Origin of the sequence: Anaerosalibacter massiliensis, assembly GCF_024623155.1 — a bacterium.
Lineage (GTDB): Bacteria > Bacillota > Clostridia > Tissierellales > Sporanaerobacteraceae > Anaerosalibacter > Anaerosalibacter massiliensis.
Genome location: NZ_JANJZL010000003.1, coordinates 344,932 through 369,271, shown reverse-complemented (window position 1 = coordinate 369,271; position 24,340 = coordinate 344,932). Strand labels below are relative to the sequence as shown.

Annotated in this window: 21 protein-coding genes; 2 read left to right on the top strand and 19 right to left on the bottom strand. The window is 29.1% G+C overall.

Features of this window, described 5'->3' with window-relative positions; translation table 11 throughout:
* Nucleotides 1-19 precede the first annotated feature (19 nt).
* From yabN to purR, 10 genes are all read right to left on the bottom strand, one after another.
* On the bottom strand, nucleotides 20-1,486 hold the full coding sequence (yabN, locus tag NSA23_RS07140; protein WP_257490357.1) for a bifunctional methyltransferase/pyrophosphohydrolase YabN: 1,467 nt from the start codon (nucleotides 1,484-1,486) through the stop codon (nucleotides 20-22).
* Nucleotides 1,487-1,516: 30 nt separating this feature from the next.
* Nucleotides 1,517-3,187 carry a putative polysaccharide biosynthesis protein gene (locus tag NSA23_RS07135; RefSeq protein WP_257490356.1) on the bottom strand — a complete coding sequence of 557 codons (1,671 nt, stop codon included), beginning with the start codon at nucleotides 3,185-3,187 and terminating at the stop codon, nucleotides 1,517-1,519.
* 208 nt (nucleotides 3,188-3,395) lie between these two features.
* On the bottom strand, nucleotides 3,396-3,947 hold the full coding sequence (gene spoVT, locus NSA23_RS07130; RefSeq protein WP_042680697.1) for a stage V sporulation protein T: 552 nt from the start codon (nucleotides 3,945-3,947) through the stop codon (nucleotides 3,396-3,398).
* A 138-nt stretch (nucleotides 3,948-4,085) separates the two neighbouring features.
* Nucleotides 4,086-5,114 carry a peptidylprolyl isomerase gene (locus NSA23_RS07125; RefSeq protein ID WP_257490355.1) on the bottom strand — a complete coding sequence of 343 codons (1,029 nt, stop codon included), beginning with the start codon at nucleotides 5,112-5,114 and terminating at the stop codon, nucleotides 4,086-4,088.
* Between the two features lie 54 nt (nucleotides 5,115-5,168).
* Complete coding sequence (gene mfd, locus NSA23_RS07120; protein ID WP_257490354.1) at nucleotides 5,169-8,672, bottom strand: transcription-repair coupling factor; 3,504 nt, start codon at nucleotides 8,670-8,672, stop codon at nucleotides 5,169-5,171.
* A 57-nt stretch (nucleotides 8,673-8,729) separates the two neighbouring features.
* On the bottom strand, nucleotides 8,730-9,287 hold the full coding sequence (pth, locus tag NSA23_RS07115; RefSeq protein ID WP_042680693.1) for an aminoacyl-tRNA hydrolase: 558 nt from the start codon (nucleotides 9,285-9,287) through the stop codon (nucleotides 8,730-8,732).
* 18 nt (nucleotides 9,288-9,305) lie between these two features.
* Complete coding sequence (locus NSA23_RS07110) at nucleotides 9,306-10,253, bottom strand: ribose-phosphate pyrophosphokinase (RefSeq protein ID WP_042680691.1); 948 nt, start codon at nucleotides 10,251-10,253, stop codon at nucleotides 9,306-9,308.
* A 17-nt stretch (nucleotides 10,254-10,270) separates the two neighbouring features.
* The gene (glmU, locus tag NSA23_RS07105) at nucleotides 10,271-11,659 is read right to left on the bottom strand and encodes a bifunctional UDP-N-acetylglucosamine diphosphorylase/glucosamine-1-phosphate N-acetyltransferase GlmU (protein ID WP_257490353.1); all 1,389 of its coding nucleotides are present in this window, start codon (nucleotides 11,657-11,659) and stop codon (nucleotides 10,271-10,273) included.
* Between the two features lie 140 nt (nucleotides 11,660-11,799).
* Nucleotides 11,800-12,063 carry a septation regulator SpoVG gene (spoVG, locus tag NSA23_RS07100; RefSeq protein ID WP_042680687.1) on the bottom strand — a complete coding sequence of 88 codons (264 nt, stop codon included), beginning with the start codon at nucleotides 12,061-12,063 and terminating at the stop codon, nucleotides 11,800-11,802.
* A 112-nt stretch (nucleotides 12,064-12,175) separates the two neighbouring features.
* On the bottom strand, nucleotides 12,176-13,003 hold the full coding sequence (gene purR / locus NSA23_RS07095) for a pur operon repressor (RefSeq protein WP_042680685.1): 828 nt from the start codon (nucleotides 13,001-13,003) through the stop codon (nucleotides 12,176-12,178).
* Nucleotides 13,004-13,219: 216 nt separating this feature from the next.
* Between purR and murC the strand changes: the two genes are divergently transcribed.
* Nucleotides 13,220-14,593, top strand: coding sequence for a UDP-N-acetylmuramate--L-alanine ligase (gene murC / locus NSA23_RS07090; protein ID WP_257490352.1), 1,374 nt, complete (start codon nucleotides 13,220-13,222; stop codon nucleotides 14,591-14,593).
* A 5-nt stretch (nucleotides 14,594-14,598) separates the two neighbouring features.
* Here the strand turns inward: murC and NSA23_RS07085 are convergent, their stop codons facing one another.
* From NSA23_RS07085 to NSA23_RS07045, 9 genes are all read right to left on the bottom strand, one after another.
* Complete coding sequence (locus NSA23_RS07085) at nucleotides 14,599-15,513, bottom strand: LCP family protein (RefSeq protein ID WP_257490351.1); 915 nt, start codon at nucleotides 15,511-15,513, stop codon at nucleotides 14,599-14,601.
* 236 nt (nucleotides 15,514-15,749) lie between these two features.
* Nucleotides 15,750-16,604 (bottom strand): 3-hydroxybutyryl-CoA dehydrogenase, encoded by an 855-nt coding sequence (locus NSA23_RS07080; RefSeq protein ID WP_257490350.1) that lies wholly within the window; start codon nucleotides 16,602-16,604, stop codon nucleotides 15,750-15,752.
* A 28-nt stretch (nucleotides 16,605-16,632) separates the two neighbouring features.
* Nucleotides 16,633-17,412, bottom strand: coding sequence for a short-chain-enoyl-CoA hydratase (locus NSA23_RS07075; RefSeq protein WP_042680676.1), 780 nt, complete (start codon nucleotides 17,410-17,412; stop codon nucleotides 16,633-16,635).
* A gap of 421 nt (nucleotides 17,413-17,833) precedes the next feature.
* Complete coding sequence (gene dcd, locus NSA23_RS07070) at nucleotides 17,834-18,376, bottom strand: dCTP deaminase (RefSeq protein ID WP_042680674.1); 543 nt, start codon at nucleotides 18,374-18,376, stop codon at nucleotides 17,834-17,836.
* Between the two features lie 16 nt (nucleotides 18,377-18,392).
* Nucleotides 18,393-19,688 carry a glucose-6-phosphate isomerase gene (locus NSA23_RS07065; RefSeq protein ID WP_222704760.1) on the bottom strand — a complete coding sequence of 432 codons (1,296 nt, stop codon included), beginning with the start codon at nucleotides 19,686-19,688 and terminating at the stop codon, nucleotides 18,393-18,395.
* A gap of 86 nt (nucleotides 19,689-19,774) precedes the next feature.
* Nucleotides 19,775-20,908 carry a SpoIIE family protein phosphatase gene (locus tag NSA23_RS07060; RefSeq protein WP_050069759.1) on the bottom strand — a complete coding sequence of 378 codons (1,134 nt, stop codon included), beginning with the start codon at nucleotides 20,906-20,908 and terminating at the stop codon, nucleotides 19,775-19,777.
* Between the two features lie 94 nt (nucleotides 20,909-21,002).
* Nucleotides 21,003-21,650: an HAD family hydrolase gene (locus NSA23_RS07055; RefSeq protein WP_042680670.1), complete on the bottom strand. Its 648-nt coding sequence runs from the start codon at nucleotides 21,648-21,650 to the stop codon at nucleotides 21,003-21,005.
* Nucleotides 21,651-21,996: 346 nt separating this feature from the next.
* Nucleotides 21,997-22,527, bottom strand: coding sequence for a cob(I)yrinic acid a,c-diamide adenosyltransferase (locus tag NSA23_RS07050; protein WP_042680668.1), 531 nt, complete (start codon nucleotides 22,525-22,527; stop codon nucleotides 21,997-21,999).
* Nucleotides 22,528-22,623: 96 nt separating this feature from the next.
* The gene (locus NSA23_RS07045; protein WP_042680666.1) at nucleotides 22,624-23,760 is read right to left on the bottom strand and encodes a THUMP domain-containing class I SAM-dependent RNA methyltransferase; all 1,137 of its coding nucleotides are present in this window, start codon (nucleotides 23,758-23,760) and stop codon (nucleotides 22,624-22,626) included.
* A 169-nt stretch (nucleotides 23,761-23,929) separates the two neighbouring features.
* Between NSA23_RS07045 and NSA23_RS07040 the strand changes: the two genes are divergently transcribed.
* Entirely contained in the window at nucleotides 23,930-24,307 is a 378-nt protein-coding gene (locus NSA23_RS07040; RefSeq protein ID WP_042680664.1) for a class II SORL domain-containing protein, read from the top strand.
* The last annotated feature ends 33 nt before the right edge of the window (nucleotides 24,308-24,340 follow it).

Here is a 24,340-nt window from a genome sequence, read left to right as displayed (position 1 = left end):
TTTTATTATATCGATGACTTTATGTATTCTTTATTTCATCCCATAGTGCATCCATTTCATCTAAAGTCATACTTTTTAAATCTTTACCAAGTTCATTGCTTTTTATTTCCATTTTTTCAAACCTTTTAATAAATTTGTTAATGGCTTTATTTAATGCTATTTCTGGATTTACCTTTGAAAATCTACACATATTTACAACTGAAAATAATAAATCTCCTATCTCTTCTTCTACTTTTTCCATATCACCACCTTTACAAAGATTTAATGCTTCAATTACTTCAAAATACTCTTCTTTAACTTTATCAATTGTACCATAAATATCATCCCAGTCAAATCCAATGTCAGCTGCTCTTTTTTGAACTTTATAACTTCTCATAAGTGATGGAAGTTTTGGAATATCTTTTAATCTTCCTGTGTAGTTTTCAATCTTTCTGTCCTTAAACTTTATTTCATCCCAATTATATACTACTTCATTAGATTTTTCTACTTTTTTTTGTTTAAAAACATGAGGATGTCTTAAAATTAGTTTGTCACACACATTTGTAGTTACATCTATTATATTAAAATATCCTGCCTCACTGGCAATCTGACTATGAAATACAACTTGGAGAAGCAAATCACCTAACTCTTCTTCTAGATTATCTATATCGCCATTATCTATAGCATCTAAGACTTCATAGGCCTCCTCTATGACATATTCCCTTAAAGAAGAATGGGATTGTTCTATATCCCAAGGGCATCCTCCCTCTCCTCTTAAGATATCCATTATATCTAAAAGGTTGTTTATATCATAAATTTTTGTATTTATTTTATCCACTTTAGGAATATATATACTAGTTAAATCTGTTATTTGATCATATCTATCTAATTCATATATAGGCATTTTAATAACTTTTTCCTTACCTATTATTCCTGCATTATTTATTATATATACTTCATACTCATCTCCATATATTTCAGATATATATAATTTTATAGAGGAAGCAATATTTTTATTGAATACTTGAGTAATAATATTTGCCGTATTTATATCAACCTTTTGTTCTTCAATCTTTAATCCATCTAAAATTTTTAGTCCATTTATAGGGTCATGGTTTACAGCTACTAACATAGGATCAATAAAACTCATTCCTGTGATTATCTCAAGTTCTATATTCTTTTTTTCCCTACAATCTAATAAAATTTCTACAGCTTTTTCAGCCACTAATGGATTTCCTGGTACAAAATAATTAACTACTTTATATTTATAGGCCTTTTCAATTAAATCCTCTACTATATAATTATAAACCTGTTCAAAATTTTCTTTTTCTTCATATACAAAATCATAGGATACATATGGTATGTTTTTTTCTTTTAGATAAGATACTGTAGGATGCTTTTCTGTTCTCAATATGTTTTTATATCCACTATTTAGTCTTTCCAATGCTCCTAATGTTAAACAATTTATATCCCCAGGACCTAATCCTATTATATATATTTTACTCATGTATATCTTCTCCCTGTTTTATCTATTTAACTAAATTTTTAATAATTTAAGTTTAACGAGAGTCTTTGCTATTTTATCTCCCTTTGGCAATAATTTAAAATCTTCATAAGTTATAGACCCTGTTCTTATAAGCAATAAGAAATAGATTACTGCCCCTACAATTATGGCTAATATGGTAGCCAATCTATCTCCTATAACAGAATTCAAGGCTATATGACTTAGTCTTGCCATAATTGCCATTCCTATAGCCGAAATTAAAGGTTTAACAAAAACCTCTCCTGTCTCAAATTCCATCTTCGCATATTTTCTCACACTTATCAAGTCCAAAGTACTTGCAATTAAATAAGCAACTACTGTACTTATTGCTGCTCCCTTCACATTAATCCTTGGTATACCAGTTAAAATATAAGTAAGTATAGTCTTTGCAATAGCACCTATTAATAAATTTCTCACTGGAATAATTGGGTTTCCTAGTCCTTGAAGTATAGCTGTAAGAGATTGAACTAGAGTTAGGAAAATCACTCCAAAAGAAAGATATTGAAGTATTTCTCCTGTGCTATTTAATGCTTCTAAAGAGTTCTTAAAATAAAGCAATCTAATAATAGGTTTCCCCAAAACAAAGAGTCCTAAAGCACAAGGCAATCCTATAAGTAAAGTAACCCTTACTCCAGAGGATATTATACTTTTCATTTCTCCCCTTTTCTTTCTAGCATATGCATCTGAAATAGCTGGGACTAAACTTATAGCCAATGCCATTGAAAATACTTGAGGCAAATTTATTAAGGTTTGGGCAAGTCCTTTTAATTGTCCATAGAGATCATTTGCTTGGAACTCACTAAATCCAACATATTGAAGTCTCCTCATAACTATAGCTGCATCAATAGTATCCATTATAGGTGCAATAGCTGAACCTATAGTTATTGGGATAGCTATTGCCAATAAATCTTTAACAATTTTCCCAGTAGTTTCTTCCTCATATCCTTCAGTCATCTTTATTTCTTTACCAATATCTTTTCTTTTAAACAAGTATATTAAAACCATAGCTAATGTTCCTGAAATAGCTCCTATAGAGCCTCCAAAAGAAGCTCCTCCTGCTGCAATTGGAATCCCTCTATCTAATAGATAATAGGTTAGAAATAAACCTGAACCCACTCTAAATGCCTGCTCTGAAATTTGAGAAATCGCTGTAGGTCCCATTGACTGCCTTCCTTGAAAATATCCTCTAAAAGCAGACATCATTGGTACGAAAAATAATGCTGGTACCAATGCTATTAGCGAGAAATAAGCATTAGTATTTCCTAATGCTTTAACAATGTTTTCTGCTGATAAAAATACAAATAAACTAGTTAAAATACCACATATAAAAAGTCCTGCTAAAGCTACTTTAAATACTTTATGAGCTCCTCTATAATCTCCTAAGGCTCTTTTTTCTGAAACTAATTTAGCAATAGCCACAGGGAATCCTGAAGTTGAAATAGTTAGGAGCAGGACATATAGAGGATAGGCTGTTTGATAATATCCCATGCCTTCTGTCTTTATTATATTGCTAATAGGTATTCTATAAAATGCCCCTAAAATTTTAACTATGACCCCTGCAATACCTAGAATAGCCGCACCTTTTAAAAAATTTTCTCTGGTCATTATAATTCCTGGTCTAAAATCTGCATTTTTTTTAAAACCAGGCAATTCACCACCTTTCACATATTCTATGGTTTATAATTTACTAAACTCCATTATTCCTAATTGTACATTAAACTAATGTAAATTCCAATCTTATTTATACTATATTTTAAAATTTGTAAATTAAATATGCTATATGGAAAAGATATTTTATGAAAAAAAGATTTATTACAGAATAAATAAAAGAGCTATCTTAAAATTTTTTAAGTTTTTAAGATAGCTCTTTTTATTAACTCTCCATTTGTTTTGATAAAAATCCTGCTGCTGTTTCTCCTAATTTCACTTCTAGTTCCCCCATTGTAACATCTGAATCTTTTGATATAAAGATTATTGCACCTATTGGATCTCCTTGCATTACTATGGGAACTACTATTTGTGATGTGTATTCATCTAAATTTTCATCTTCATAAAAAAGTCTAATTGGTTTATTAGTATCATTTGATATATAGACTTCTCTATCTTCCATTATTTTTTCTAAACTTTGGCTTACTCTTTTATCTAAATATTCTTTCTTTGAACCTCCTGCAATAGCTATAATAGTATCTCTATCAGTTATAACAACAGTATGATTAATTGTTTCATACAATGATTCACAATATTCTGTTGCAAATTCATTTAGTTCTCCAATAGGAGAATATTTCTTAAGTATAACCTCTCCTTCTCTATCTGTAAATATTTCTAAAGGATCGCCTTCTCTTATTCTTAATGTCCTCCTAATCTCTTTTGGAATAACTACTCTACCTAAATCATCAATTCTTCTAACTATTCCAGTAGCCTTCATGTTTTCCCTCCTAAAATGTAATTTTCTTGTATATTTATTATTTTACTTATATAAACATTTTATACATGAATGGTAAAGTTAAGATAAAGTATTATATATATAAAGAAACTTTACAGTTTAAACTGTAAAGTTTCTTTATTATTTGGATTTCTTTTCCTCTTTATTATTTCCTTTATTATTTTCTTTATTGTTATCTTTATCAGCTTTCTTATCTGACTCTTTATCCTCTTTCATATAAATCTTTACATCTGCTTCTTCCCTCAATTTATCTAAATGTTCCTGAAGTTTTTTACCTTTCACATTTTGAATAATTGATTTTTTTCCTTCATCCGTCATCTTCTCATATTTATCTATTTTATTCTCTACTTTTATAATATGATATCCATGGTTGCTTTTAACTATTTCACTTATTTCTCCTGGTTTTAGTGAGAAAGCAACTTTAGAAAATTCTGGTACCATTTTTTCTCTTGTAAAATATCCTAAACTTCCTCCTTCTTTAGCACTTCCCTCATCCTTTGATTTAGCTTTTGCTAAAGCTTTGAAATCTCCTCCATTCTTAATTTCTTCTAGTACTTTTTTTGCATCTTCCTCTTTTTCTAATAATATATGGCTAGCCTCTACCATTTCAAAAGATTCTTTATTATCTTCAAAAAATTTTCTTGCTTCTTCATCTGTTGCTTTTGCTTTATTTATATAATCCTCTCTGTATTTTTCAATTGTTATTTCTTTTTTAACCATTTCCTTAAAGTAAGCTTCATCTACAAAATTATCCTTTAAAAATTCTTTATATTTTTTTTCACCGCCAAGTTTTTCTTTATATTGTTTAATTAATTCATTTACCTCTTCATCAGTAGTAGATATTTTATTATTTTTAGCCTCTTTAAGCTCTATCTTCTCCATAATTAAAGCATCTAGAATATTTTTTCTTATCATCTTCTCAAAAGTTTCACCATTCTCACCTTCTTGTTTCAAAATATCTGGTCCAAACTGTGCTTCATATCCTTTTTTTACCATTCCAAAAGTTTTATCAAATTCTGTTTTAGAAATATAATCTCCATTAACTTTTGCCACCGAATCTTTAGGAGCTGTTTGACAACCAGCTAAAACCATTATTGCTAGTCCCAAAACCAATGAAGCTTTTAAAATTTTTCCATTAGATTTAATCAATTAAAACATCCTTTCTTTAATCTCAAGTTTAATCAGTGAATCAATATTCACTTTTTATTTAAGAGAATTATTTATTTTTTCTACTAATACCTTCAATTTATCTAGAACTTTAATACCTGGTCTAAATTTAAAGGTAGGCTTATCTGATAGATCAAATTGCAATCTTCTTTTATAATCACTGGATAATTCATGTATAAGCTTTGGCTTAATATAGGATGATGAACTAAATTGTATCTCTATAAAATCTTTATTTTGTACTATGCTTGTTATATATGAACGACTGGATATATTTTTAATATAGGATATTTTCATTAAATTGTCTACCTCTATAGGTATATCTCCAAATCTATCTATAAGCTCCTCTACTAAATCATGATAATCTTCTTCAGTTTGAATACTTGCAATCTTCTTATATATTTCAATTTTTATCTCTTCATCAGAAATATATTTATCTGGTATATATCCATCTATTTTAAGTTCTATAGTAGTCTCTACTATATCTTCTACTTCATCACCTTTAAATCTCTTTATAGTATCATTTAAGAACTTCACATATAAATCATAACCTATTGCTTCAATATGACCATGTTGTTCCATTCCTAATAAATTTCCTGCCCCTCTAATTTCTAAGTCCCTCATAGCTATTTTAAACCCTGAACCAAATTCTGTAAACTCCTTTATTGCCTTTAATCTTTTTTCCGCTACTTCTGACAACACTTTATCTCTTTCATACATAAGATAAGCAAAAGCCAATCTATTAGTCCTTCCAACTCTTCCTCTTAACTGATATAGTTGGGATAGTCCCATTTTATCAGAATCATATACTACTATAGTATTTACATTTGGAATATCTAAACCAGTCTCTATGATAGTAGTACATACTAGAACATCATATTCCTTGTTTAAGAATTTAATCATTACTTTTTCCAATTCTCTTTCACTCATCTGACCATGGCCTATTGCAATATTAGCTTCAGGAACTATTTTTTTCAATCTAGATGCCATTCTATCTATTGTTTCAACTCTATTATATACGAAATAAACTTGACCGCCTCTATTTATCTCTTTAATAATGGCATCTCTTGCTAATTGCTCATTATATTCTACTACATAAGTTTGAATTGGGTATCTTTCTTCCGGTGGTTCATCTATAATGCTCATATCTCTTATACCTATTAAAGACATATGAAGAGTTCTTGGAATAGGTGTAGCTGTAAGAGTGAGTACATCTACATTTTCCTTAATTTGCTTCAATTTTTCCTTATGTTTAACTCCAAAACGTTGTTCTTCATCAACTATTAAAAGTCCTAGATCACTAAACTTTACATCTTTAGACAGTAATCTATGAGTACCAACTATTATATCTATATTTCCATTTCTTAGATCTTCAATAATCTTTTTCTGTTCAGCAGGAGTTTTAAACCTACTTAAGATGCCTACTTTAATTGGAAATTCATTAAATCTACTTATTATAGTATTATAATGTTGTTGGGCTAAAATAGTGGTAGGTACTAAGAAAGCTACTTGTTTACTATCCATAATCGCCTTAAAAGCTGCTCTTAAAGCCACTTCTGTTTTCCCATATCCAACGTCACCACATAAAAGCCTATCCATCGGCCTAGGCTTTTCCATATCTTTTTTAATCTCTTCAATACTCCTCCCTTGCGATTCAGTTTCCTTATATGGAAACATATCTTCAAACTCTCTTTGCCATGGATTATCAGAACTAAATGCAAAGCCCTTTTCACTTTGTCTTTTTGCATATAGTTCAAGTAAATCTTTTGCCATATCTTCAATAGCTCTTTTTGCTTTTGCCTTAGTTTTTCCCCACTCAGAACTACTTAGTTTGTTTATTTTGGGTTTAGATTTGTCTGCTCCTACATACTTTTGAATTAGATTCATCTGATCTACAGGTACATAGAGTTTATCTTTTCCCTTGTATTTAATAGTTAAATAATCCTTTTTAATCCCTTGAATGTCTAATTGTTCTACCCCTAAATACTGACCTATTCCATGATTTTCATGCACAACATAACTTCCAATTTTTAAGTCAGAAAAATCTGTTACCTTCTTCGTATTCTTTTTAAAAGGTTTAGATGCTTGCTTTCTATTCGTTCCAAATACTTCTTTATCGCTTATTAATACGAATTTTATAGCTGAGTACTCAAATCCTTTATTTATACTACCTGATATAATAAATACTTGACTAGATTTTATAACACGTTCATTATCATAAATATATATACATTCTATACCCTTTTCTTTTAAAGCCTCTTCTAATCTTTTACCCCTGTCTTCAGTTCCTGAAAAAATTATAGTTTTATACCCTCTATATTTATAGTGATTTAATTCCTCCACTAAGAAATCAATTTTATTGTGAAATGACTGCATGCCCTTAGTAGTAATATTTAAAATTGATTTGGGAGGATATTTTTCATCAGTTTTTAAAAATGTAGTTATAGTCAAGCATATATAATCTTTAATTTTTTTGGATATTTTTTCATAATCGAAATATATTCTTTCATGACTAGGCAACACTTCACCTTGTTGGAATACATCAGTAAATTTAAATACAAAATCATTGTAGATTTCTTTAATTCTCTCTTCAATCCTTTTTGGATCATCTAGTAAAACTAAACTATCCCTACATAAATAGTCTATGAGACTTCCTAATTTGTCATCTGGAATATATGGAGTTACCATATCTACATTAGATATACTTAAATCTTCCCTTAATGCTTCTATATACTTTGAAAATTTTTCATCTAATAAATCTTTTGATTTAGAATCATCACTAATCTTTCTCAACCCTCTATTAAAATCCTCATTGAGGTTTGAAATAATTTCCTCCTTAAAATCATCTAAAATTAAAATTTCTTTAGTAGGAGGTATTGATACTTCATCAACTTTTTCAATAGATCTTTGAGTTCCTATGTCAAATATTCTTATAGAATCTACTTCATCATCAAATAGTTCTATTCTATAAGGATGATTGTTATCTGGTGGAAAGAAATCAATAATACCTCCTCTTATACTAAATTGTCCCTTTCCTTCCAACATATTTACTCTTTCATATCCTTTAGTTACAAAGTTTGCAATTAATTTCTCAAGTTCAATTGTTTCACCATATTTTATACTTTCAGTATACTCCTTAAATATTTCTCTACTCATTATTTTATTTAACAATGCTTCTACATATGTTACTACAACTAGATTTTCTCCATTGTTTAATTTAGATAAAATCTTTAATCTTGAATGAATAGTTTCATAACTAAAAGCTTCAATATCATATAGCACTAGTTCTCTTGAATCATATAGTTCCACAGGAATATGAAAATTTTTTAAATCCTCATATATTTCTTTTGCCTTTGTTTCATCAGATGTTACTACTAATATTTGCTTATGGGTATCCTCATTTAGAGCATAGGTAATATGACCTAAACTTTCACTGCTTAGACCATGAATGGCTATAGGGCTAGTTCTTCTTCCTATTTCTTCTAATAATTTTTCGTAGGAAGGTAAATTTTTTAATGGATCTATGAAAATATTTTGCGGCATTTAATCAACTCCTTAACCAAATACCTTAAGCCCAGGTTATGTTCCTGGGCTTTCTTTTTAATTAAATTTGTTCATTGCTATATCTATATTTTTTCTTATAATTGTTTCAATTGCTTCACAAGCTATTTCAACTGCTTCTTGAATAAGTTTTTCTTCTTTTTTTTGAAATTTACTTGTTACGAAATCAGCTAAATCCCATTCTGGAGGCGGACTACCTATTCCAATCTTTATCCTAGGAAAATCGTCTCTTTCAAGATGATATATAATTGACTTTAAGCCATTATGGGTTCCTGCACTTCCTTTTCTTTTAATTCTTATATCAGCAAAATCTATATCTATATCATCTACTATTACTAATATATTCTCTATAGGAATTTTATAGTATTTATATAGTTCAAGTATAGAAATTCCACTATTATTCATATAGGTTTGAGGCTTAACTAATAAAACATTTTCATTTCCTATCTGTCCTCTACCATAAACACTTTTAAATTTAATCTTATTTATTTCTATACTATTTCTACTAGCTAATAAATCTACTGTATTAAATCCTATATTATGCCTAGTCTTTTCATATTTTTTCCCTGGATTTCCTAGCCCTATTACTGCATACAAACATATCAGCTCCTTAAATTAGTCAAATAGCTTACTCACAGATTCATTTTTGTGTATTCTCATAATAGCTTCAGCAAAAATAGATGCAACACTTACTACTTCAATTTTATCTATTAGCTTTTCTTCTGACAATGGAACTGTGTCTGTAACTATAAACTTCTCTATTTCTGAATTCTCAATTCTTTCTACAGCTGGTCCAGAAAGAATTGGATGAGTTGCACATGCATAAACATCTAATGCACCAAAATTCTTTAACACTTTTGCAGCTTTAGTTATAGTTCCTGCTGTATCTATAATATCATCTACTATTATTACATCTTTTCCTTCAATATCTCCAATTACATTCATTACTTCTGAAACATTGGCTTTAGGTCTTCTTTTTTCTATTATTGCAATAGGTAGATCTAGTAAATTAGCAAAATTTCTTGCCCTTGTAACTCCACCTAAATCTGGTGAAACTACTACAGTCTCTCTATTAACAACTCCTCTAAAATAATCAGCTAAAATAGGTACTCCAAGTAAATGATCTACTGGAATATTAAAATATCCTTGAATTTGACCAGCATGTAAATCCATACTTAAAACTCTATCTGCTCCTGCAGTAGTTAACAAATCTGCTATTAATTTAGCTGTTATTGGCTCTCTTGCCTTAGTCTTTCTATCTTGTCTTGCATAGCCATAGTATGGTATCACTGCATTAATTCTGCCTGCTGAAGCTCTTTTAAAGCCGTCCATTAGTATTAATGTTTCCATTAAATTATTATTTACTGGAGGACATGTTGGTTGTATAAGAAATACATCATATCCTCTCACCGTCTCATTAATATTTGCTGATATTTCTCCATCACTGAAAGTCCCAACCTCACAATCTCCTAGAGGAACTCCTAATTCTTTGCATATTTTTTCTGCTAATGTTTTGTTTGCGTTTCCACTAAATACTTTGATGCCACTTCCAGTTATGTTCATAACTATAATCCTCCTATTTATTTATTATCTTTTGTAAATCCCTTCTTAAATACCCAGTCTGCTTTAGAAACTTGTCTAGCTCTAGCAATAGCTAAATTGCCTTTATCTACTTCATCCGTAATTGTAGAGCCTGCTGCTATATAGCCCCAATCCTTTACAACTACTGGTGCAACTAAATTAGAATTGCTACCTATAAAAGCATTGTCTCCTACAGTAGTTCTATTTTTAGTTTTTCCATTATAATTTACAAATACTACTCCACACCCAATATTTACATTTTTGCCTACATCTGCATCTCCTACATAAGAAAGATGGCTAGCTTTTGTATTATCACCTACATTTGAATTTTTGACTTCTACAAAATCTCCAATTTTTACATTTTTACCAATATGACTATTTGGTCTTAAATAAGCATAAGGTCCTATTTTACTTCCTTCATTGATAATACTATCCAATATGGTGGAGATCTGTATTTCTACTTTATTGTCTATAATGCTATTAACTATCCTACTATTTTGTCCTATTATACAATCTTTTCCTATCTCTGTATTTCCCTCCAGAATTGTCCCAGGATATATTATAGTATCTCTACCTATGTGAACTTCATTTCCTATGTAAGTAGAATCAGGATCAATTAAAGTAACACCATTTTCCATATGTCTTTCATTAATTCTTCTTCTCATTAACTTTTCAGCATAAGCTAATTGAACCCTAGAATTAATACCATATATCTCTGTAGAATCATCTATTTTATAAGCCCCTACTCTAAGACCTTCATCTTTAAAAATCTTCACTGCATCTGTAATATAATATTCGCCCTGAGCATTTTTATTATCAATTTTATCTAACGCAAGTTTTAAATACTTCCCCTTAAAACAATACATTCCTGAATTAATTTCTTTTATTTTCTTTTCTTTATCTCTAGCATCTTTTTCTTCCACTATAGAAAGAATATTTCCATCTCCATCTCTAATTATTCTGCCATATCCTTTAGGATTATCAAATTCTGCAGTTAGCACAGTACAGGCATTATCACTTGAATTATGATATTCCACAAGCTTATTTAGGGTATCCCCAGAAATCAAAGGAGTGTCTCCATATAAAATTATAACACAACTATCATCTTTAATATAGCTTCTAGCCTGCATAACTGCAAACCCTGTTCCATAAGGAAGCTCATCACCTATAGGCTGCTTTGCAAAAGTGATATCTTCACCTTTTATATTGTCTATTATTTTTTCTCCTTCATGACCTACTACTACTATATTATTTTCCACTTTTGCTTCTCTACTTGCCTGTATTACATAGCTTAATAGCGGTTTACCGCAAATATTATGCAATACCTTTGGCTTACTTGATTTCATTCTAGTTCCTTCTCCAGCAGCAAGTATAATTGAAATCGTCATAAAAAACACCTCTATCTTTTGTATTTCTCCACCCAATAATATTTTATACGATTTCTCATATAAGTCCACACCTAATTTATCCATTAATACATAATATTCATTTAAAATAGTAAAAAAGGACCTAACTTGGTCCTTTTACTTTATACGTCTATTATGTTTTTTTCATATTCCTTAAATATTGCATCCTGTATCTTACTTCTAGTTTCTGAATTAATTGGATGGGCAATATCTCTAAATTCTCCGTCCGCCATTTTCCTACTTGGCATTGCAATAAAAAGTCCATTTTGACCTTCTATTATTTTTATGTCATGAACTACAAATTCCTCATCAAAAGTGACAGAAACTATAGCTTTCATTTTACCTTCGTCGGTGATTTTCCTAATTCTTACATCTGTGACTTGCATTCTAATTCACCACCTTCCCAGAAGTCCTATAAAATAATATGTTATTAAATATTCATTATATTCTCTAAATTTTAAGGAAATCCTTCTTTTATTGTAATCTTTTTAATTTTTATTAAAATTGTCCTAAAGATTCAAATTTTGAATTTAAATATATCTTCCCATTTTGTTCATCAATGCCTTCTAATTCTATAAGAGAAGTATAGTCCTTAACTAATTTTTTCTCTGGATTTTTAGTGGAAAGAAATATTCCAACTCCTACTACTTGGGCACCAAATTCATACATCATTTCATTTATCCCTTTCACAGTTCCTCCAGCTTTCATAAAATCGTCTATAATTAGAACTTTTGAATTCTCCCTTATAGCTTTTTTTGAAAGAGACATAGTTTGAATAGCCCTAGTAGAGCCAGATACATAGTTTATATTTACAGTTGGACCTTCAGTTATCTTTATATTCTTTCTTATGACAATCAAAGGTACATTTAAAATATCTGCAGTCATAAGAGCAATAGGTATACCTTTAGTCTCAACTGTTACAACATAATCTATTTCTTTATGAATAAATTCATTTGCAAATATTTTTCCTATATTTCTTATTATGCTGGGGGTATATAAAATATCCATTGTATATATAAATCCTCCAGGAATAATCCTCTTGCTATGAGATAATTTTTTGCATAAGTTTTCTAAAAGCTCTTTAGTCTCATCTTTCCTAGATTTTGGTAAAAATTTCACTCCACCACTAGCCCCTGAAATAGTTTCAATTTTACCTATATCTAACTTTTTTACAATCCCCTTCATTATGGATATATCTCCACTAATACTAGGTTTTTTTACGTTAAACATTTCAGAAAAATAATTATATGTAAAAATTTCATTTGGTCTACTTGTAAGTATGTACATAATAGCTCCTATTCTTTCGTTTCTTCTATATTGTTCCATATAAATCACCCTATATTAAGTATTTTCTGTATATACTACCTATTTTATTTCTTTATATAGTATAATTCAATATAAATGTAAGTTTTCCTTTTTATATATACACCTTTATGATATAATTTATCAATGACAAAATGAAACATTATAAAGTATGATAATAATTTTTTTGGTAATAATGAATGTAGATATATTATATATTTTTTTAGGAGGTAATTGTATATGGTTTCACATGTTCATCTTATAGGTATTGGCGGCATAAGCATGAGTGGATTGGCAGAAATACTTTTAAAAGAAGGATATACTGTTTCTGGTTCTGATATGAAGGAATCATTAATAGTTAATAAACTAGAAAATCAAGGTGCAAAAATTTACATAGGTCATAAAAGCGAAAATATTCTTGGAGCTGATTTAATAATATATACAGATGCTATATCTAATGACAATCCTGAATTATTGGAAGCTAAAAAAAATGGTATTGAAACTTTAGATAGAGGGACTTTTTTAGGAAAACTTATGAAAAAGTATAAAAAATCCATTGCTGTTTCAGGTACTCATGGGAAAACTACTACTACTAGCATGTTAGCAACAGTATTGAATGATTCTCCTTTAGAACCTACTATACTTTTAGGTGGAGAATTAGATGCAATAGGTGGCAATGTAATGATAGGTAGTCAAGATCTAATTCTAACTGAAGCCTGTGAATATAAAGGAAATATACTTAAATATCAACCTACAATGGCTATAATTTTAAACATAGAAGAAGATCATTTAGATTATTTTAAAAACATGGATCATATAATAAAAACTTTTAAAGATTATGCTAATAAATTAAATGAAAATGGACATTTAATTATAAATATTGATGATGAAAATGCAGAAAATATTATAAAAGATACTAAGGCCAATATTATTACATTTGGTATAAATAACCATGGAGATTATACTGCAGAGAATATTTCCTTTACAAATGCAGGATATCCACAATTTACACTTAATATAAAAGACAAGGGTAAGTTTCCTGTTACCTTAAATGTAATGGGCATACACAATGTATATAATGCACTTGCTAGTATTGCTGCAGCCCATACTTATAATATACCAATAGATTTTATAATTGAATCTATAAAGCATTATAAAGGTTCTCATAGAAGGTTAGAAACAAAAGGATATGTAAATGGAGTAAAGGTAATGGATGATTATGCTCATCATCCAACAGAGATAAAAGCAGCTCTCAGTGCTTTAAGAAAAAGCACAACAAATGATCTTTGGTGTATATTCCAGCCCCATACTTATTCTAGAACTAAACTCCTTTTAAATGGATTTTCCGAGTCTTTTTATGATGCTGATAAGGTTATAATAACTGATATATATGCGGCTAGAGAAAAAGATACAGGTATAATACACTCTAAAAATTTAGTTAATTTACTTAAAGAAAAAGGTGTAGATGCTATATATTTAAAATCCTTTGAAGAAATTAAAAACTATATTTTATCCAATATAGAAGATGGAGATATTATAGTAACTATGGGTGCAGGAGATATTTATAAACTAGGAGAATTAATAATTGAAAATAGTAAAAAAGAGGCAATTTAAAGTCCCTACTCTACAGGGACTTTTTTTGATGCTTTATAAATCTTCTCCATTAATTCCTTAGTCTTTACCTCATCTTGAATATAATATGATAAAGTTTTTCCTTCAAAAGTCCTATAACTTGCTACTCCAGGCAATATAAATAAATTGAAATCCTCCTCTTCCATTTCTAGTATTTCTTTTCCATATTTTAAAGCCTCATTTAATCCCATATCTGTCTCTATTTCTTTGAAACTATTCTTTATAACTAAAGGCAATCTTATACCTAAAGATTTTTTAAAAAAAGAAAATACAAATTCTTGTTGTGCTTTTATTCTGCCTAAATCTCCTTCTGCATAGCCTTCCTTATTGTTACTCCCTTTTCTATATCTTAAGAATTGGACAGATTTTTCTCCATTTAAAACTTGGACTCCTTTTGGAATATCTATATATAATGGCGGATTTGCTGTAGGGTCTTCATATTTCATATGAAAAGGTATATTTACTTCAACTCCGCCTACAGAATCTATTATATTTTCCACTCCTTTATAGTCTAAAATAATATAATGATCAATAGGTGTTTCTCCAAGAATAAAATATAAAGCTTCTTTTACTCCTTCTACGCCATGATCTCCATATACAGAATTTATCTTTCTTTGCTCTGCCTTTTCATATCCTTTCCTATAAAGATAGGTATCCCTTGGTATGGAAATCAAATCTACTGTTTTAAGTTTTCTATCAAAGGAAATAAATAAAATACTATCTGTTCTGAGATCATCTTTTCCTAATAATATAAAATTAACTCTACCTTTTTCTTCCTCCCCTTTTTCTAGATTATCTTTTAGTTTTTCCCCTTCTTTTATCTTTTCCTCGTGAGAACCTATATCATTCTCATTATTTGCATTCATTTTCAAAAAAGTATGAGTTCCTAATAAAAAAGCCATAAAAAAGCATATGAAAGCTAGACTAAAATACTTTAAAAAAGTTTTCATTTAAAATTACAATTTTCTACCTCCCTTCATTCATATATGCTTATATCTTATACAATACTTAAATTTTTACTCTTATTTTAAATTATAATAATTTAAATAATTAGCTAGTTTTTTGTTAAAAAATAAATTTTTACAAAAAATTAAAAGTTCCTAGTAAAATTTTACTAGGAACTTTTTTATCTTTTATTTTATCTTGAATAATCGTAGAATCCTTTACCTGTCTTTCTACCTAAACGTCCACCTCTAACCATTTTTCTTAGTAGTGGATGAGCCCTATACTTTGAATCACCAAATTCAGTATATAGTACATCCATAATAGCTAAGCAAACATCTAATCCAATTAAATCTCCTAAAGCCAAAGGTCCTATTGGATGATTTGCACCAAGTTGCATTGCTTGGTCAATATCCTCAGCTTTTGCTACTCCATCACCTAATATTCCAACAGCTTCATTAATCATTGGAATAAGTATTCTATTTACAACAAATCCTGGAGCTTCCTCAACTTCAACAGGAGTCTTTCCTAATTTTTCTGATAGCTCAAATACTGCATCTCTAGTTTCTTCACTAGTTGCAATTCCTTTAATAACTTCAATTAGTTTCATAACTGGAACTGGGTTAAAGAAATGCATTCCAATTACCTTTTCAGGCCTATTAGTAACACTTGCAATTTCAGTTATTGATAAAGAAGAAGTATTAGTTGCTAGTATTGCATCTTCTTTACAAACTTCATCTAATTTAGCAAAAGTTTTTCTCTTAATATCCATATCTTCAGCAATAGCTTCAATTACTAAATCACAATCATTTAAATCTTCATATTTTGTAGTAATTTCTATTTTTCCTAATAATTTGTTCTTATCATCTTCAGTAATTTTTTCTTTCTTAACTAATCTACTTAACCCTTTATCAACGTGTTTTGCACTTGCTCTTGGAGCATCTGGATCAATATTTCTAACCCACATAACAACATCATAGTCATTTTGAACTAAAACTTGAACAATTCCTGAAGCCATTGTACCTCTTCCAAGTATTCCAACCTTTTTCATAAAAGCACCTCCAAAATATTTTATTAAATTATCTTAATTTATAATTTGGTTTGCGTTTTTCTAAAAACGCTCCCATGCCTTCTTTTTGATCCTCTGTAGTAAAACAAAGTCCAAATAAATCTCTTTCGATTGCCATCCCAGTTTCAATATCAGTTTCAATACCTCTATTTATAGCATTTTTTGCAAACCTGACTGCTAATTGTCCTTTTGATAAAATATTCTTGGCTAATTTTATAGCTTCCTCAATCAAATCATCTTGGGGCACTACCTTATTTACTAATCCTATTCTATATGCTTCATCAGCATCTATCATATCTGCAGTAAAGATCAATTCCTTTGCTCTTCCCATTCCTACCAATCGACTTAGTCTTTGAGTTCCTGCAAATCCAGGAATTATTCCAAGACCTGTCTCTGGTTGTCCAAATTTAGCTTTATCTGAAGCCAACCTAATATCACAGCACATTGACAGTTCACATCCACCACCTAGTGCGAAGCCATTTACTGCAGCTATAACAGGCTTTTCCATTAATTCAATTTTTCTAAACACTTCTAATCCATTCTTTGCAAATTCTCTTGCTTCCTTAGAACCCATGGATTTCATTTCAGCTATATCTGCACCTGCTACAAAAGCTCTTCCTTCTCCTGTTAGTACAACAATATGTACTTCATCATTTTTTTCTATTATATCTATTGCTTCATCTAGTTCTTTCAATACTTGAGTATTGAGGGCATTTAATGCTTTGGGTCTATTAATTGATAATATACCTATATTTCCTTCCTGTTTGAAAACCAAATTTTCAAAGTTCAAATTATCCCTCCTAATAATCATTCTACTCTTTTTCCTACTTGTCTATACTTTACCAAATATCTGAAAATAAAGCAATAGAGCAATTGATAAATTCTTAACAATCATTGCCTCTTAATATAAGATTTATATAGATTTCTTCATCTATCTATATTATTCTTCAATTTACTCTATTTTTCAGTTCTTTTCCTTTAAAAACAAAGGTTTTATCAATTATTTGCCTATATATATTTTTCTGTAATTATGTTGATAAAGATTTTGGCTATAGTAAAATATATACATAATATGATAATATTATGCCAAACTTTATTTATAAAAAAGCATAAAAAATAGAATAGGCATAATAATACTCCCCCTAAGGTATCAGATTTTTATTTTTTAATCTGTCTACTTTAAGGAGAGCATATCAATTTAAATGCCTATTCTATTTTTTATTTTCTATATCTTTATAAACTCTACTTCCTGTTGCTTTTCTTTGTTTTTGATATTTTCCATCATATGGGTTTATTGCTTCTTCATCCATAAGTGCAAATACTAATTGGCAAATCCTTCTACCAGAAATAAGTTTTATAGGAAGTCTGTTCGCATTATATAACTCAAGGGTTATTTCTCCTTCAAATCCTGGATCAACCCATCCTGCATTTTGAATAAAAAGACCCATTCTACCTATAGAACTTCTTCCTTCTACAAAAGCTGTAAGATAATTAGGCAATTTTATATATTCCATAGTAGTTGCAAGTAAAAAAGAATTTGGCGGAATAATTATCTCATCACTTTCAATTTCTATATACTTTATCTCCTCTTGAAGACACATGGACTCAACTCTATTTTCATCAACCTTTAAAAAATGTCTTCCCAATCTTATATCTACACTGGCTGGCTGAATTTGTGAATCTTCCTCAATTGGATTTATTAGAAGCTCTTCATCTTTTAACATTTTCTTAATAGTTTTATCTGATAAAATCAATCTTTTTTCTCCCCTTTTAATATCCTGGTTTTCCTATTAGTTTAAACATATTCTTTTTATATTCTTCAACTCCTGGTTGATCAAAAGGATTCACTCCCATTAGATAACCACTAATTGCACAACTTTTTTGAAAAAAATAAATTAATTTTCCAAAATATTTTTCATTCATTTCAGGAATATTTATAATTATATTGGGAACTCCTCCTTTAGTATGAGCAAGAAGAGTACCCTCAAAAGCCTTTTTATTTACAAAATCTATAGTCTTTCCCGATAAGAAATTTAGCCCATCTAGATCCTCTTGTTCTTTTTTTATCTCAATATCTTTTCTAACTTTTTCAATATTTATAGTAGTTTCAAATATATTTCTTTTACCATCCTGTATAAGTTGACCTAATGAATGTAAATCAGTGGTGAAATTTGCTGATGAAGGATATATTCCTTTAAGATCTTTACCTTCACTTTCTCCAAATAACTGTTTCCACCATTCTTGAAAATAGTGCAAACTAGGTTCATAACTTGCTAGTATTTCTATGTCTTTACCTTTTCTATAAAGAATATTTCTTAAAAGTGCATATTGATAAGAATAGTTTTTATCTATATCCAATGCAGAATATTCCTCCATTCCCTCTTTAGCACCTTCCATTAGCATATCTATATCAATGCCTGCTACTGCAATAGGAAGTAATCCTACAGACGTAAGTACTGAATACCTACCACCAATACTATCTGGTACTGTAAACGTTTCATATCCTTCATTTTTAGACATTTCTTTCAATATTCCCTTTTCTTTATCTGTAGTTATATAAATTCTATCCTTAGCTTCCTTCCCGTATTTATTATTCATATATTCTCTAAATATTCTAAAGGCAATAGCTGGTTCTGTAGTAGTTCCAGACTTGGATATTACATTTATACTTAAACTTTTATCCTCTATGAGCTCTAAAAGTTCAAATATATAAGTACTGCTTACATTATTTCCTACAAAATATATTTCTGGTCCATTCCTTTTTTCTGAACACAATTGATTATAAAAAGAGTGATTCAACCCCTCTATACAAGCTCTAGACCCTAAATAAGAGCCTCCTATTCCTATAACAATAAAAACTTCTGAATTTTTTCTTATATTTAAAGCAGTTTCTTTAACTTTTTTAAATTCTTCTATATCATAATTTTTAGGATAATCTAACCACCCTAAATATTCTGAACCAGCACCCTTTTTTTCATGTAAAATATGATGAGCTAAAGATATGTATTCTTCTAAATGTCTTAGCTCATGCTCTCTAACAAAACTATTCGAATAGTCCAAGCTAATATTTTCCAACTAAATCCCTCCTGCTTTTTTCTTTATCATACCACATTTTTTTTAAAATAAATCCTAGAAGCTTAAGCTTCTAGGATTTATTTAATTATCTCCATAAGAACTACTGCAAGATCATCATCTTGAGTCCCCCAATTAAATCTATTGGTTTTTTCTTCCAATCTTTTTATCACATCTACAGTGCCTTCTTTTATTACTTCTACCACACCTTCTAATCCAAACTCTTCCTTATCTTTATTCTGAATTTCTGTTATACCATCTGTATAAAATAGTATTTCATCAGATTTATTCAATTTTATAGACTCTTCCTTATAGTATATCTCATTAAAAATATATGAGATAGGAAATCCTCTAACTTTAAGAAGCTTTATCTCTTTTTCATTAAACAATATTGGAACACAATTATGACCTGCATTAGAATATTTAAATTCATTAGTAGTAGTATTTATAACGCCATAGAACATGGTAAAATATTTATCATCATCTAAGTCCAAATCTATAAATCTTTTGTGGAGTTCTGTAAGGGCTTTTGACGGACTCTTGATTTCATCTTTTATTGCTCTCATAGTTTGTCTAACAAACATAGTCATCATAGAAGCCGTTATTCCATGGCCTGCTACATCAGATATATACATACCAATATGTTCATCATCAATATAAAATATATCAAACATATCTCCACTTAACATTTCACAAGGCTTGTACAAAAAATCTATTTTTACATTTTTATATATTCCTCTTTGAGGAAGTATTTTTCTTTGAAGAGTTTTAGCAAATCCTAAATCTTTGCTCATTTTTTTATTTTTTTGTTTTATCTCTCTTTCCAGTTTTCTTTCCCTTGTAACATCTCTAAAAACTTCTACTGCTGCATATATATTACCTTCCGAATCTGCTACAGGAGAACTTTTAACTGAAAAAACTTTATCTCCTACAATCTCTTCTTTTTGAACTATATCACCAGTTGCAATACTTCTTTCTGTAATACAAAAAGTACATGGTCTTATTTTGCCAATAGCTTCATAGCATTTTCTTCCCTCTAAATCTTGTCCTAGACTTTCTTTCATAGTCTTATTTGCATATATAATAGTACCTTCTTTGTCAATGACTCGTACCCAATCAGCCATTCCTTCCAAAACATGATAATTCAACATGCTATGATTTTTATATTCTTTCATCTTTTCTTCAATGAAACTAAATTTCTCTTTATTTATCATATTTCTCACCCATATTTTTCAAATTAAGGTTCTTAACAATATCATACCATAGCTTATATCTAAAAAAAAGCTTTATTTAAAATCATTAAAAAATTTAAATTATAGAACTAATATCTAAAGTTGAAAAATCATCTATGATTAAATCTGCTTTGGATATATCTTGTTCCCCTGAGTTTTCGTTTCTATATCCAAGGCATTTCATTCCAGCTCTTTTAGCTGCCAATACACCATTTTTTGAATCTTCTATTACAAGACATTCTTTAGGGTTCAATTTTAGGAATTTAGCTGCATTTAAAAATATGCCTGGATGAGGCTTCCCTTGCTCTAAATCTTCTCCACTTATTCTTATATCAAAATATGTCTCTATATTAAACAGGTCTAAAACTTTGTCTATATTCATATAAGGTGCACTAGAAGCTAAGGCAAGTTTATATCCTCTATTGTGAAATTCTATAATTAATTCTTTAACTCCCTTGATAGGTTCAATATCCTTTTTCATGTCCAATATTTCCATAAATCTATCCTGATGCTCTTTTATTAAATAATCTAAATCTTCTTTTAGATTATACTTTTCCTTAAATGCACTATAAATAGCTTCATCTGTAGATCCTACATATTTATTATAATCTTCAAAACTACTTTCTATGCCATGTTTTCTTGATACATCCATGAATACTTCATAGTGAATAATTTCACTGTCTATTATAACTCCATCCATATCAAATATTATACCTTTAATCATCGAAATACCTCCTCGCCCATTAGTATATATAAAACTTTGTTTCCTGTCTATATTTATATATTAACATTAATATACTTTAATTGATATTATATTAGTTAAATGATAATATAATATGAAAATTTATAGAAAAACTTTTCCAGTAAAAAGAATGGATTTTATGTGAATAGATCATTAGATGAATATGATGTAGATACAAAAAATTTAAAAGATTTTAAATGAAAAGAGAAATAAAATATTATGGGAAATCTAAAATTTTAATAAATGTGAAAAATATAGGCATCAAATAGTCTAAATCCTTCTAAAAAAGGCTATTTGACACCTATTTAAAAATTTCTAAAATTATTTATTAATTTTTAAAATTTACCTTTTCTTCTTTCGCCTCTACTACTCTAGCTATTGCATATATTAAATCTGCTAATCTATTTACATATTTTATTACATGAGGGTTTATATCTACACTATTTGATAATGTAATAATTCTTCTCTCTGCTCTTCTACATATGGTTCTAGAAACATGAAGATAAGCAGATGCCTTTCCAGAACCGGGTATTACAAATCCTGTAGGTTTATTTACCTTTGCCATACATTCATCTATATTTTGTTCTAAGAATTTTATATCTTCTTCCTTTATACTATAGGGTAGTTTAGTTGTATCTTCTGTTGCAAGAGTTGCTGCTACTGTGAACAATTTATTTTGTATTTCTGTAATTAAATCATAGATTTTTTCATCATCTACATAATTTTTAGCCAGACCTAAAAAAGCTACTAATTCATCAACAGTTCCATAGCTTTCAACTCTAATGGAATCTTTAGAAACCCTTTTATTGTCAAATAAGCTAGTCTTTCCTTTATCCCCAGTCTTTGTATATATATTCATAAAAATTCCTCCCGAAATAAATATTCTTTATTATATATATACTCAATTTCTAAATAATCAAACTGTGAACTTCTTCGTTAATAAACATAAATTAACTTATTTCTTTGAAGGTCTTGGTCCATAATATTGGTAATAATCTACTCTTATTCTACCATTATATAATTTTCTTCTTCTGCTAGCTTTTTTACCATATAGTTTTTCAAATTCAGTGTTAGATGTAAGTATATAGATAGACCAAGTATCTAGTTTATTAAATTTTTTCCCCATTTCTCTATATAATTTTTCTACTTCTTTTTTCTCTCCTATTCTTTCTCCATAAGGTGGATTTGATATTATAACTCCGTATTCTTCTTTTATATTTAAATCTAATACATCCTTAGTGTTAAATTCTATACAATCATCTACCCCTATTTCAAAAGCATTTTCTTTAGCAATTTCTATTGCATTTTCATCTATATCCGTTGCTACTATATTTAATTCTCTATCTTGCAATATTGCTTTTCTTGCAGAGATACGTTCTTCTTTCCAATACTCTTCTTTAACTCTAGGCCAATTTTCAGAAGCGAAGTTTCTCTGAATTCCTGGTGCAATATTTTTTCCTATCATAGCAGCTTCTATAGGGATTGTTCCTGAACCACAAAATGGATCTATAAGAATTCTTTCATGATTCCAAAAACTTAATTGTACCAATGCCGCTGCTAAAGTTTCTTTAATAGGTGCTTCTACACTATCTAATCTATATCCTCTTTTATGTAATCCTTCTCCACTAGTATCTATAGTTAATGTAGCAATATCCTTCAATATAGATACTTGAATTGTAAATTTAGCACCTGTTTCTTTAAACCAATCTACATTATATTTTGTCCTAAGCTTTTCAACTACTGCTTTTTTAACAATAGCTTGACAATCTGGTACACTCATAAGCTTAGAATCTACAGCTTTACCTACAACTGTAAATTCTCCATCTTCTGTTATCCAATCCTCCCATGGAAGATCTTTTGTTTTTTCAAAAAGTTCCTCAAATGTAGTAGCCTTAAATTCACCCATCTTTAAAAGTACTCTATCAGCAGTTCTTAGCCATATATTTAATTTTGGAATAGCTTTTTCATCAGCTTTAAAATTTACTTTTCCATTTTCTACTTTTATATCTTCATATCCTAATTTTAAAACTTCTCTTTTCACTACAGATTCTAAACCAAAAGTAGAGGTAGCTATTAATTCTATCTGCCCCATTTTATCTCTCCTTTAATCATAAACTATTTTATATTATACTCTAATTTTAAAATAATTACTTAAAAATACTTATTTTATGTGTATTTTTTTCATGAGGTGGGTATATATTTAAACAAGCAAGTAAAAGATTTTTATAAGGGTATTAATAAATTCAAGGAGGATAATAAATATGAAAACTATAGGAACAATGTTGCAAAGTGGAGATTGGAAAGGTGAAAAACATGTACCTGTTATACATGTACCTGAAAAAGTTAAAAAAGGTGAGGCTTTTGAAGTAAAAGTACTTATTGGAGAGGAAATTCCACATCCAAATACTTTAGAACATCATATTTCATGGATTAGAGTATATTTCCATCCAGAAGGAGCTAAATTCCCTATTGAAATAGGAAGTTCTGAATTTTCAGCTCATGGTGAAGGTGAAGTATTTAATGAACCTTATTTAACATTAAAAGTTAAGGTTGATAAACCTGGAACTATTCACGCTGTAAGTTACTGTAATATTCATGGACTTTGGGAAAATAGTGAAGAACTTAATGTAGAGGGCTAATTAGTCCTCTCTTATTTTTTCTTTTTTGTCCTT

Coding starts and splice junctions, on each gene's coding strand:
- yabN (WP_257490357.1), bottom strand. CDS start 1,486: ATGAGTAAAATATATATAATAGGATTAGGTCCTGGGGATATAAATTGT.
- spoVT (WP_042680697.1), bottom strand. CDS start 3,947: ATGAAGGCTACTGGAATAGTTAGAAGAATTGATGATTTAGGTAGAGTA.
- mfd (WP_257490354.1), bottom strand. CDS start 8,672: ATGCCGCAAAATATTTTCATAGATCCATTAAAAAATTTACCTTCCTAC.
- NSA23_RS07110 (WP_042680691.1), bottom strand. CDS start 10,253: ATGAACATAACTGGAAGTGGCATCAAAGTATTTAGTGGAAACGCAAAC.
- glmU (WP_257490353.1), bottom strand. CDS start 11,659: ATGACGATTTCAATTATACTTGCTGCTGGAGAAGGAACTAGAATGAAA.
- spoVG (WP_042680687.1), bottom strand. CDS start 12,063: ATGCAAGTCACAGATGTAAGAATTAGGAAAATCACCGACGAAGGTAAA.
- purR (WP_042680685.1), bottom strand. CDS start 13,003: ATGGAACAATATAGAAGAAACGAAAGAATAGGAGCTATTATGTACATA.
- murC (WP_257490352.1), top strand. CDS start 13,220: ATGGTTTCACATGTTCATCTTATAGGTATTGGCGGCATAAGCATGAGT.
- NSA23_RS07085 (WP_257490351.1), bottom strand. CDS start 15,513: ATGGCTTTTTTATTAGGAACTCATACTTTTTTGAAAATGAATGCAAAT.
- NSA23_RS07080 (WP_257490350.1), bottom strand. CDS start 16,604: ATGAAAAAGGTTGGAATACTTGGAAGAGGTACAATGGCTTCAGGAATT.
- NSA23_RS07060 (WP_050069759.1), bottom strand. CDS start 20,908: ATGATAAATAAAGAGAAATTTAGTTTCATTGAAGAAAAGATGAAAGAA.
- NSA23_RS07055 (WP_042680670.1), bottom strand. CDS start 21,650: ATGATTAAAGGTATAATATTTGATATGGATGGAGTTATAATAGACAGT.
- NSA23_RS07050 (WP_042680668.1), bottom strand. CDS start 22,527: ATGAATATATATACAAAGACTGGGGATAAAGGAAAGACTAGCTTATTT.
- NSA23_RS07045 (WP_042680666.1), bottom strand. CDS start 23,760: ATGGGGCAGATAGAATTAATAGCTACCTCTACTTTTGGTTTAGAATCT.
- NSA23_RS07040 (WP_042680664.1), top strand. CDS start 23,930: ATGAAAACTATAGGAACAATGTTGCAAAGTGGAGATTGGAAAGGTGAA.